Genomic DNA, 10626 nt, shown 5'->3' on the forward strand with positions numbered 1-10626 from the left:
CACGTCGCTCCATCTGGCGGGCCGTTTCAGCTTGCTGGACGGGGCCGATAACACGAGGGACCGGTCATCTCCTCGGATGGGTACCGGGCCGCTGCGCTCCGGCAGGGTGTCCAGGCTCCTCGGACCAGGCAAATCTACGGGCCTCCCGGTAGTTCAAGGAGGTCTGCCAGGCGGGGCGTAGCAACATCTCTACCCGCCACTACACGATGTCGATCCCCGGGCCCTCCAGCCGCAACGCCTCGGCCCGCAACCGTCCTCGCCCACAACGACGTCAGCCACCTCTCAGACGAGCTGCGCGGGCCGGGTGCCTGCCCCAGCTCCGCACGCCCTGACAGCTTCCTCACGCTGGCCTGCAGGCCTCGCGGCGGGCCGGCGAACCTCCCGCCGCGGTCCTCTCCGTCTCCTTAGTGAGGTCCAAGTAGACCGCAAGCAGGCGGATCAGCGCCGTGTCGATCACGTCGAACCGGACGAGTTCTCGCTCCAATTCCTGCGCCACAGCTGCGATTTCATCCACCAGGTGGCGGATGTCTCGCTGTGCGCGCAGGTCTCGCAGGATGCTGCCGGCTTGCCTGGCCCGCGTGTACGCGGCATCGAGATCGACCGCGGTCTGACCGAGCGCGCGAGCCAGTCGCTGCAGGTGCTCTCCCGGCGGATGGTGAGCGGCGAGTTCTGCCAGGGGATCGGCGAGGCCGAGTTGCTCGGTCAGAAGCCGGGTGCCCGGCCCCGGGATGGATGGATCGCTGGTCATGGCGGGTTGATCTCCGTGTGGGACGTGCTGGTCATGGGACCGTTCTTCCTGCGCTCGTTGCCGCCTGGTTCGGGGCCGGGTGCCATCAACGGCTGGTGATGGTGACGTCTCCGACCTAGGAGGCGGGTTTGCGTTGGCGGGGTACGGGGGCCGGGCTGGCAAGCGCGGTGCAGAGTGTGCGCATGAGGTGTGTGGGGGTGTTCGGGTGCGCCACGGCCATCCACATCACGGTCTTGTCGCTGGCCCGTCGTGCGGCGAGCAGCCAGTCGGCACCGCCGTAGCCGTCGACTCCCGGCGCGACGGGAGTGATGACGACGCCTTGCCGGTCGGGAGCGTTCCAGGCGGACCAGTAGGAACCGATGTCCCGTTGCCACCGCGCCTGTTGCAATGGCGCCGTCGTCAGGTCGGTCAGGCCAGGTGCCTGCAGGTAGTGCGGTGCCCCACCGTCTGGGTCAGCGGCAGGATCGGGGCTTGTGAGGGCGTGCGCGAAGGCGGTGGGGAGTTCGGGCGGGGTGGCGGGGGTGAACCGTACCGACCAGGTCGAGGGGCGGCCGGGCCCGGGGCGGGCGGTGAACTCCCAGCTCAGCGCCGGGCACGGGCTCTCTCCTGGTGGCGTGCCGTCCGGTGCGTGGACGGCCTCCACGAGCCCTCCTCTCTCACGGTGGGAGAACGCCAGGCCCGCCCGGACGGGTTTGCGCGCCCACCCTGCCGCTTCGAGATGGGCGGTCAGAGCGGTGCTCATGCTGGTGTCGGGGCCCGCGAGGTAGCAAGGAGCGATCAGATAGACCGGGGAATCAGAGTTCGATGTCATGGCTCAACTTCCTTCTCTTCGACACGGTTTACGGATGATCACTGCGAGGCTGTGCTCGGCCCGGCCGTTGCTCTTTCAGGGATCTGCTCCGAAATGGCAGGCCGCGGTGTGGGCTTCGTCGGCGGCGAACGTGTCGGGGTAGGTGGACGGCACCTGGCCGTCAGTGAGCGGGGCGGGGCCACGGGCCAGATGTATGCCGAGGTCAGCGAGGTGACGTACGTCGGCAAGGGGCACTCGCGCCGCGCACTCGGGGCACGGGCCCAGGAATTCAAAGGGCTCATCCGCGTGGTGCGAGCGGCGCGCCAGGAAGACGTACCTCTCACCGCTGTCGGGGCAGATGACGGTGGCCAGGACCGGTTCGTCGGGGATCGTGCGGCGGCGCAGCCAATCCGGGGCGACGGTGATGTTGTCCGTTTCGATGCCGAGGGCGGCTGCCAGACGTACGGCGATGAGGGCATGGTCGGAGCCCCGACATGGGCCGTACGGGCCGGGGGCGGTGGCGCGTTGGATGAATACGGCGGCGGCGTGGGCGCGTTCGGCGAGTGAGGTCATGGGGATCGGCTCCTCCCGCGTGAGTGGTCAGGTCAGAGGGCCTGGAGTGCGGTGGTCGCGGCCTTGGCGATGGCGGTCGCCGCCTTGGCCGGGTCTTCGAGTTCGAGGAGGGTGGTGTGGGGCAGAGGGCAGGGTTCGGGGGCGAAGGCGAGCCAGAGCACCGCACACCCGGTCTGGGTCAGGGTGGTGAGCCGCTCGGTGGCCTCGGCGGCCTCGGTGCGGCGGTAGTAGCCGTCCGAGGCGATCACCAGGAGGCGGCCTCGACCCGGGCGGGTGAGCTCAAGCCCGGCCGTCAGGGCGTCGATGGCGTGTCCGAGGCTGTGCCCGGCTCCGTCGGCGTCGAACTCGGTGACCCGGTGCGGGGTGCGGCCGGGCGCAGTGATCGCGGTCAGTGACTCCTCGTAGGCGACCGTTGCCGCCCGCGAGTCCGGGTCGGTCAGGGCGGTGGCTTTGGCGAGGATCCAGGCGGCCGAAGCGATCGGGGCGGCGGCGCTGCGCATGGAGCGAGAGACGTCGACGGCGATACCGACTCGTAGGGGTGGGGCGGGGATTGGGCGGCGCTGGGTGTGGATCCAGGGCTGGGCGGTGGGGGTGGCGCCCGCTGCCTGCTGCGCCTGGCGAGCCAGGGCGCCGCGCATGTTCAGGCGCCCGGGTGGCACGGCGGAGGTGGAGGTGATTTCGGTGCGCTCGCGGTAGGCGGCGGCCCGCAAGCCTCGGGCGAGGTGAGCGGTGGCAGCCTTCTCGGCGCTGGTGGGCAACCGGGTGCCCGTGATCGGCGAGGCGAGGCGACCGCTGCCCCGGAGCGGGGCGGGGGCGTAGGGGCGGGCGCCGGGAGTGAAGACGTGCTCGGCGGTGCGGGTGGCCTGGCGTTGGCGTTCGGCCTGGGCCGCCTTCGCCTTTGCGCGGTTGGCCCGGGTGGTGCGGGCTTCTTGTTGGGCTGCGGCGTGTGCGTCTTCATTGGCCGTGACTTGACCGGTGACCTTGCCGATCGCGGCGGCCAGGGCGCCGCGCCGTTCGTTGCCGGGGGCGGGCGGGGGCTGGGTCGGGTCGGTGCCGAGGGCTTCGCACCAGGCGCGGCCGTGCTCCCACATGGCCTGGCCGTCGGTGTCGGCGGTTTGGTGGGCGGCCTGCCAGATCGCGGCCAAGGTGTTGAGGAGGTCCGGGCCGAGGATGTCGCGCACGGTGTGCTCGAGAGCTTCGGTTTCGTCCTCGTCCAGGATTCCGGCGTCGCGGCGGGCGAGGATGAGGCCTGCGGCGAAGGCGGCCTGCCAGCGGTCGGCGGGGGTCTGGGCGGTGATGTCGGCCATGACCAGGGTGGCCACGGTGGCCCGCAGGAAACGGCGGTCGGCCGGGCGGCGAGCGAGATGGGCGCACTCGGCGCGGGACTCCTCCAGCATTTCTGCCGCTTGGTGGGCGGCGGTCGGGCGGAGGTGTGGTGCCGGGAGCCAGGCAGTGTGGGCGGCATGGGCGGCCTCGTGGATCAGGACGCCCCAGGCGATGGGGTAGCGCTCCTCGTCGCCGAACCGGGCCGGGTGGAGCGTGGCGGGGGCGAGCGGGGCGAACAGCTTCGTGTCGATCTCGATGATCCCGGTCGTGGGGTAGAAGGCGGCGGGGGCGCCGGAGCGGGTGCCGTGCTCGCAGGTGACGATCACGTCATGGCGGTCGGCGATGTCCGGCAGACGGCCGCTGAGTTCGGCCGCGACGCGGCGCCACTGGGTTGCGTGTGCGGCGGGACTTGGCTCGAAAGGTGGGCCGCCGTCGTCCTCCCAGCAGGCAGTCGCGTACTCGGTCTCGGACATGGCGGGCGGGGCGAGTTGGATGTGCGCAGGCATGGCGGGTCGTCCCCTTCCAGGGGGTTCCAGGGGTACGGGGTGGTGGGGCGGGTCAGAGTTGGCGGCCGAGGGCCAGGGCGGTGACCGGTTTGCCCAGGGTCTTCGCGACGATCTCGGAGATGAGGTCGCGGTCTTCGGGCGGGGCGATGCCTACCAGGTTGGCGAAGGCGGCCTCGCGGCCGAGTACGTCGGCGATCTTCTGGAACGCGATCAGTTCGCGCAGTTGCGGGGCCCAGCCGACGTCGCCGTTCTGCTGGCGCAGGTGGATGTGGCGGGCGATGCGGACGGCGGTGCTGTTGATCTTCAGGGCGGCGGCGAGGTCGTAGTCGGAGCCGACCTGGATCTGCACGCTGAAGCGGGAGGCGAGGGCTTCGGTGAGGATGGCGCCGTGCACGCCCGGGTTGTGACCGGCGATCACGTAGAAGCCGTCGGCTGCGGTGATCGTCTCGCCTTTGTGTGCCTTGACCTGGATTTGCCTGCGGCCGTCCATCGCCGGATAGAGGGCGGCCAGGACTTTCGGCGAGATGAGAGTCGCGTCGTCCAGGAGCAGGGCGCGGCCTTCTTGCATGGCGGTGACCAGCGGACCGTAGACGAACTCGTAACCGCCGTGCTCGTCTTGGGTGTACTCGCCGATCAGGTCTCCTACGACGGTGTCTCCGTCCCCGGCCACCGTGATCAGGTCGTCGAAGGCCGCCTCGATCAGGGAGGTCTTGCCTGTACCCGGCGGCCCGTACAGCAGGACCGGGACGTTCGCGGCGCGCAGGCGTCGTAGTGCTTCGACGTCGGGGAGGTTGGCCAGGGCTCGGGGATGGTAGCGCTGGCCGTTGGGGCGCACGACCGGGTCCGGCTTGCTAACCCCCGCTGCGGGCGGTGGGAAGTTCGGTGCCACTGCAGGTGGGCTCGGCTGCGATGTCGGGGGCGCACTGCTGCCCGGCCGGGGCGCCGTGATCACGGCTCTCTGCGCGGCGGTAGCCGTGGCCGAAGTCGCCCGGTAGGTACGGGGCTTGGTGCACACCCGCTCGGCCTCGCCCCGGTCCACCAGGGTTTCGCAGGCGTTGCCCACCGCGCCGCCCGAGTGCCCAAGCCGCTTGGCCAGTTGGGTGACGGTGAAGTGCAATCCGGGATGTGCGGCGAGGAGTGCCGCGATCTGGGAACGTAGCTCGCCCGGGCGGGCCTTGCCGTTCACTGCGGGCGGGTTCGTAGGTGCGGGCGGTGGGGTCGGGGCAGGGGGCGGCGAGGCAGGAGTGGTCATGGCAGGGTCTTTCCGTGAACGCGGCCAGCAGTCGGGGGGGCTTGAGGTCGAGGGAGGTGCCGCCGGGGACTTGGGGGGTCAACCGTGCGGCGGCACCGGGGATTTGGAGCCGTTCAGCCGTCGAGGTCGGTGAGCGTGACCGTGCGATGCGAGCCGAGGACCGAGACGATCTCCGTCCGCTTACGGGTGGCCGGAGCGGTGACCCGCACCCGCACCCGGGACCAGGCGCGTCCGGCGGTCTGACCGTTCTCGACTCCGATCAAGATCCCGGCAAACGTGACCGCTTCGCCGAGCTCACCGAAACCGAGCTCTTCCCACTCTTCCCGGCACACGGTCTCGAACTCGATCCAGTTCAGTGCGTCCGTCTGACGCAACTCCACCGCGTTCACCCTTCGGCTTTCCACACCGATCACCCTTCCCCTATTCGAACCCATTTCGAGAATTCCCCCGCCGGGCCTTTCTTGTTATTTCCATTCCCGCCTTTTCGGGAACAATTTAAATATAGCTCGAACCGGGGGCGCCGTGAAGCGGTTTACCGGCTTGATAATGCTGGAATATCTCGAATTTCGCGACCGGAATTCAGGCGCATTTCAGAACGCTCGACGCTTTCCGTCGAGCCGCGCCAAATTCACGACAGAAATCAAGGCCCGAAATCGCCGCCGGCGCCCCCGGAATTCGAGTACCTGACCGAATTCGCACGGCCACGGCGGCCCGGCACGGCGGCCCGGCACGGCGGCCCGGCACGGCGGCCCGGCACGGCGGCCCGGCACGGCGGCCCGGCACGGCGGCACCTTCGGCTACGCCTGGGTGCCGCCGCTCCGTACAGATACGCGCGCGCCGCCCGGCGGAGCCGGCAAGGCTTGTATGTGGTGGGAAGGCCTTTTGAGGGGCTCTGCTGTTGAAGGGGCATCAGCACGCAGGCACAGGGCACACGCATGTCGGGGCCGGGGCGGCCGACGTCCGCAGATCGGGGCAGAGACTTGTACCGATATGCAGGCTGGACGGATTCGCCGCGGCAGATCGGGCCGTGGCCTGCACTGATATCGCGGGCGGGGTGCTCCCCTCCAAGCAGGACGCCGGGTTGGACCCCCTTGGCAGGACGCCCGACAGGACAGGGCACAGGACTTCAGCGCCTGACGGTCGTCCCATGCCTGCCTGCTGCCCCGCGAGGCGACAGAGTCGCCGTGTGGAGCAAGGCCAGGGTTGCAGGTTCCGGCTCCAGGTCGATGGCGGCGAGACGTTCGGCGAGCAGGCCCAGGGTGCGGTGAGCTGCGTCGTCGCGGCCGAGTGCGAGCTGGAGTTGGATGACGCGGCGGTAGACGCGTTCATTTTCCGGGTCGAGGTCGGCGGCCCGGTTGAGCAGTGCGAGCGCGGGTTCGGGGTCGGCGGAGTGCTGCGCAGTGTGCTCGGCCAGCAGCATCAGTGCGTCCACGGCTCGGCGGTGCAGGTCACGGCGCAGGCCATGGAGCCACAGGTAGTCGGCGCCTTCGCACAGTGGTCCGGTGTAGAGGGAGGTGGCGCGTTGGAGTGCTTCCGCGCGCCCGTAGGCAGAGTCGGCTGCGGCGGTGTCCTTGAGAGCCGCAGTGAATCGCTCGATGTCTGTGGAGACGTATTGCGCATCGAGCCGGTGGGCAGGCCCATGGAGGACCACGAAGGCGACTTCCCGCTTCCCCGTGGCTTTACGCAGGGCGCGTCGAGCGGAGCGTCGGAGGTTCTCCAGAGCGCTTTTCGCTGCGTCGGGGTCCTCGGGCAGCTGCATCTTGTCCACGATTTCCTCGCCCCGTAGACCGTCCGGATGTGCGGCCAGGAGTGCGAGGAATTCTCTGGTCTCCTCCTTGACCATTCCGGTCAGTGCGCGTTCTTGACCATGGATGAGGATTTTGAAACTGCCCAGGAGGCTTAGCTGCACCATGTGTTCAGGCCCGGTGGGTTGAGCCGTCTTCGGCGTCTCCGGACCGTGCTTGCGGCTGGGCTTCGGCGGCGCGGGGGCTGATCCGGGCTCTTCCGATGCGGAGGCCGGGCGGGGTTGCGGGGTTCGCTCGGGCCCGTCTGGTTCAGGGCGGTCGTTCGACGTGATCGTCGAGTGGCCGTGGGCTGCGGACACCGCTCTCAGCAGCTCGTTGGCCGCCGACAGGGCGAGGGTGAAGAAGGTGGCGTCGTGGAGGGCGCTGAGCGTACCCGTGATACCTGTGACGGTCCCGTCCTCGTCAACGGTGAGTTGGTGCCGCGCGGGCCCGAGTGACTTGCCGATCATGACCACGGCGAGCTGTCCTGGTGTGGCCCGTCCGGCGAGTGCCTCGATCCGTTCCGAATCCGGGCCGCCCTTGTCGATAAGCAGGACGTGGAGCGGTGGCAGACCGTCACCCAACGTCGCATGGTCCAGGCGTCGTTCGTGTCGGGCATGTTCCAGCAGGGTGTGCTCGGCCATGTCTATGGCCTCCACGATCGTGCTGGTCACTGTCCAGGCGGGTGTGGTGCATTCGGAGCGAGGCAGCAGCCCTTCCATCGTGCTTCGCGGTACGAGCAGTTTTGCGCGGGGCTCAGCCGGCCGCAGGCGCTCGCTGGCGCCGGCGATGGCGACGGCCAGGTGGCGGGCCGCATTGGCCGCGCCTGGCCCGGTCAGTTGCACTCCGCCCGGCACGGCGAGCGCGTCGATGCGTACTTCCTTGCCGGCCTTCTCCGCGATGGTGACGGTGCCCGGCAGACCGGGCTCGGCCGGTGCGGCGCGACGCGGCAGGGCAGCTGGATCATGATGACGGGACGAACGGGCCTTCAGGTGTGCCTGGTTGCTGCGGCGCAGCGCGTCGCTCAACTGCACATCGTCGTCCGCCAGCGGCTCGGCCAGCGCGTCGAGGGTCGGAGTCCGGCCGCGCGCGGCATGCCGACGAGCGTAGACGAGAGCCGCGGCGATACCCGCCGCGGTGGTGACGCCGATCGCGGAGGCGGCGCCCAGGCTGATGGTCACCGGGCGGTGTTGAGCGTCGCGACCGTGATCCTGCTTGTGCTGGTCGGCCTCTCGCTCCTCCTTGTCGTGTCCGTGGTGCCCTGGGGTGCCGTGCTCCGCGTCCGTGGGCAGCGGCGCAGGTGTGCGAGGTGGTGGTGTGACCGGCTGGTCGGAGGGGGGTGGTGCGGCTGGCTGGTCGGGAGCCGGAGGTGGCGTGGGGGCCGGGGAGTCGAGGACAGGTAGGTGCAGTTGCCAGCCCGGGATGATCACGTCGGGGTCTGCCAGGAGTCGCCCGTCCGCCTGCCGGATGGTGCAGGAGAGCTGGTAGATCTGCGGCCACAACAGCGGGTCTCCGAGGTGCTGTTCGGCGATATCCCACAGAGTGTCGCCGACTTTGACGGTGTACGTCGTGTAGCTCGGCCTGGTCGCCTGTGCGGGTTCCACGTGGCGTGGCGCACCGGCCGTCACCCGGTGTGGGGCAGCTGCCTCCGGAGCGGGAGTGGCGGCTTGAGCGGTGGGCGGGCGCCCGGCGCCGAGTAGGGCAAGCAGCAGGGTGCCGATCAGGAGTGCGGCGGCGGCCCGGTGCACGGGCAGGGCGGCGGCGTGCCGACTGAGCAGCGCCGTATCTCGTACCAGCGCGGGCAAGTGGCGCAGCAGCCACAGTGCTTCGCGGAACAGGGTGAGCATGAAGTACGCCCAGAATGCCCAGCCGATGAGCGCGAGAACCTTCAGTAGGAAAGGGTCGCTGACCGGCTGATTCAGCCGACGGAGCAGATCGTCGAAGGAGGCCACCTGGTCGGGCCAGGGGGCGCCGATGGTGGCGGTCAGTGCGTACGGGATGCCGGCCACGGCGGCAGCGAGCGCCACCACGACGACGAGCAGCCGCAGACAGCCCCCGAACTGCCGGGCCAGGTGTCGATCCCGTGCTTGCCGCATCATCACAACCCTCCCCCTTGGTCGTCCCATGGGCGGGTGGCGCCGTGTTCGAGGTGCGCGGTCGCCGATGCACGGGTGGTCAGCGAGCTCAGGCCGACCAAGCTGAGCACTTGGGTCTTCTGGACGTGCGTGACATTCACCTGTGCCTGGTCACCGGTGATCCGGACGCGGCCGGTGTCACCGACGGCGGTGATCCGCGCCTGCGCTGCCGCCTGAGCGGCCGGCCCGTCGAGCCGGAGTTGGTGGGTGGTGCGCAGGTGATCGAGATCGACGTGCTGGCAGGCGGCTCGGGCGGCCTCTTGTGCGGTGTCGGCGGCGCGGACCTTGCCCGCCAGGGCGAGACCGCCGTCGACGACGAGTCCCGCGAACAGAAACAGTCCGGCCACCATCACCACGACGACCGCGGTCACTTGCCCCTCGTCGCCACTCAGTACGTGGCGTCTGGTTGTGCAGGTCATGGCTCCACTCCTCGGTACAGGTCAACCACGGAGGCGGAGGACGCGGTGACGTTCACGTTGTTCAGACCGGGGACGTCGAGGACGGCGCGGCAGGTCACGGTTACGCGCACGACGCCGCCCGGTTTTACTCCTCCGGTGTCGGGGGCGATGCGCGGAGAGGTGCAGGAGGATCCGGCCCCGGCCAGGCTCTGACGGGCGGCCTGCACGGCGTCAGTGTGCGCCTGGCCGGCGGAACGCGCCAGGGAGGCGGCGCGCGCGGCCTGGTGGGCGGCTTCGTCGGCATCCAGCCGTGCACTCGCGAGTTTGCCGAGCGCGACGGCGACAAGCGCGAGCAGAATCAACAATGGGGTGACGAGGACAAGTTCCGTCGTGGACGAGCCCCGGTCCCGCTCTCCCGAACGCCATCTGCGATACGTCATCGCTCTAGCCCCGATCCGGCGGCAGGGGCCGGACGGCAGTCCAGCGCTCGACTCGCCCGGCGGCCTGCCCCGACACCTGCAGACGCAGCCCCGGAAGGACCGCAAGGACGCTCCCCTCCACGCGGACACTGGCCTCTTCCGCACCTCGGCTGACCTGCACGCGGGGCGCTTCCAAGACCCGGCCGCCTAGTAGCCGCAGCGTCTGCTCGGCGCGTGCGTGACCGGCAGCAGCGGACGAGTCCTGCGTACGCGCGGCAGCCAGCGCCCGGGCGGCCGCGGTCTGGGCGATGTGCTGAGCGTGCAGGGCAAGCGCGAACTGCACAGTGATCAGCAGGAGCACCATCAAAAGCGGGAACACCACGACGAGTTCCGTGCTCACGGCCCCGTGGTCTCCCCATCGCCTGCTCCCTCGGCTAGCCGAGGCCAAGGTCGATCCCTTGGGCCTTGCCCATGACTTTGGCAGCGATGATGCCGATGACCGCGATTCCCATGATGACGAGCAGCGCGGTGACGATGACGGTCTCGGTCGAGTACCCGGCATCCTTGGCCGCCTCCTTCTTGATCTGCCGGGCCCAGGCTCGCGCCCGGACCGCGATGAAGTGGATGCTCACGGCAAGCTCCCTCCCTTGGACGGAATGTGGCTCAGGGCTTCGGCACAGCGAGCTCGGAAAGCC

At 69.8% G+C, this 10626-nt stretch carries 11 protein-coding genes; all 11 read right to left on the reverse strand.

The features are described from left to right. Positions 1-340: 340 nt before the first annotated feature. Positions 341-748, reverse strand: coding sequence for a hypothetical protein (locus tag ACFQVC_RS12895; RefSeq protein ID WP_381830211.1), 408 nt, complete (start codon positions 746-748; stop codon positions 341-343). A 115-nt stretch (positions 749-863) separates the two neighbouring features. After that, the gene (locus ACFQVC_RS12900; protein WP_381830213.1) at positions 864-1559 is read right to left on the reverse strand and encodes an SPDY domain-containing protein; all 696 of its coding nucleotides are present in this window, start codon (positions 1557-1559) and stop codon (positions 864-866) included. Positions 1560-1634: 75 nt separating this feature from the next. Next, positions 1635-2111, reverse strand: a complete 477-nt coding sequence (locus ACFQVC_RS12905) for a hypothetical protein (protein ID WP_381830215.1) — start codon at positions 2109-2111, stop codon at positions 1635-1637. A gap of 32 nt (positions 2112-2143) precedes the next feature. After that, positions 2144-3943, reverse strand: coding sequence for a VWA domain-containing protein (locus ACFQVC_RS12910; protein WP_381830217.1), 1800 nt, complete (start codon positions 3941-3943; stop codon positions 2144-2146). Between the two features lie 52 nt (positions 3944-3995). Further along, complete coding sequence (locus tag ACFQVC_RS12915; RefSeq protein ID WP_381830562.1) at positions 3996-5090, reverse strand: AAA family ATPase; 1095 nt, start codon at positions 5088-5090, stop codon at positions 3996-3998. Positions 5091-5308: 218 nt separating this feature from the next. Then, entirely contained in the window at positions 5309-5599 is a 291-nt protein-coding gene (locus tag ACFQVC_RS12920; protein WP_381830219.1) for a hypothetical protein, read from the reverse strand. Between the two features lie 722 nt (positions 5600-6321). Beyond that, positions 6322-9078 carry a BTAD domain-containing putative transcriptional regulator gene (locus ACFQVC_RS12925; protein ID WP_381830221.1) on the reverse strand — a complete coding sequence of 919 codons (2757 nt, stop codon included), beginning with the start codon at positions 9076-9078 and terminating at the stop codon, positions 6322-6324. Beyond that, a complete protein-coding gene (locus ACFQVC_RS12930; protein ID WP_381830223.1) occupies positions 9078-9533 on the reverse strand; it encodes a pilus assembly protein TadG-related protein in 456 nt (151 codons plus the stop codon). The genes ACFQVC_RS12925 and ACFQVC_RS12930 overlap by 1 nt, the downstream gene beginning before the upstream one ends. After that, the gene (locus tag ACFQVC_RS12935; protein WP_381830225.1) at positions 9530-9952 is read right to left on the reverse strand and encodes a TadE/TadG family type IV pilus assembly protein; all 423 of its coding nucleotides are present in this window, start codon (positions 9950-9952) and stop codon (positions 9530-9532) included. The genes ACFQVC_RS12930 and ACFQVC_RS12935 overlap by 4 nt, the downstream gene beginning before the upstream one ends. 4 nt (positions 9953-9956) lie before the next feature. After that, complete coding sequence (locus tag ACFQVC_RS12940; RefSeq protein WP_381830227.1) at positions 9957-10331, reverse strand: TadE/TadG family type IV pilus assembly protein; 375 nt, start codon at positions 10329-10331, stop codon at positions 9957-9959. Between the two features lie 34 nt (positions 10332-10365). After that, positions 10366-10563, reverse strand: coding sequence for a hypothetical protein (locus ACFQVC_RS12945; protein ID WP_381830229.1), 198 nt, complete (start codon positions 10561-10563; stop codon positions 10366-10368). Between the last annotated feature and the right edge of the window lie 63 nt (positions 10564-10626).

Source organism: Streptomyces monticola (genome assembly GCF_042665355.1).
GTDB classification, from domain to species: Bacteria; Actinomycetota; Actinomycetes; order Streptomycetales; family Streptomycetaceae; genus Streptomyces; species Streptomyces monticola.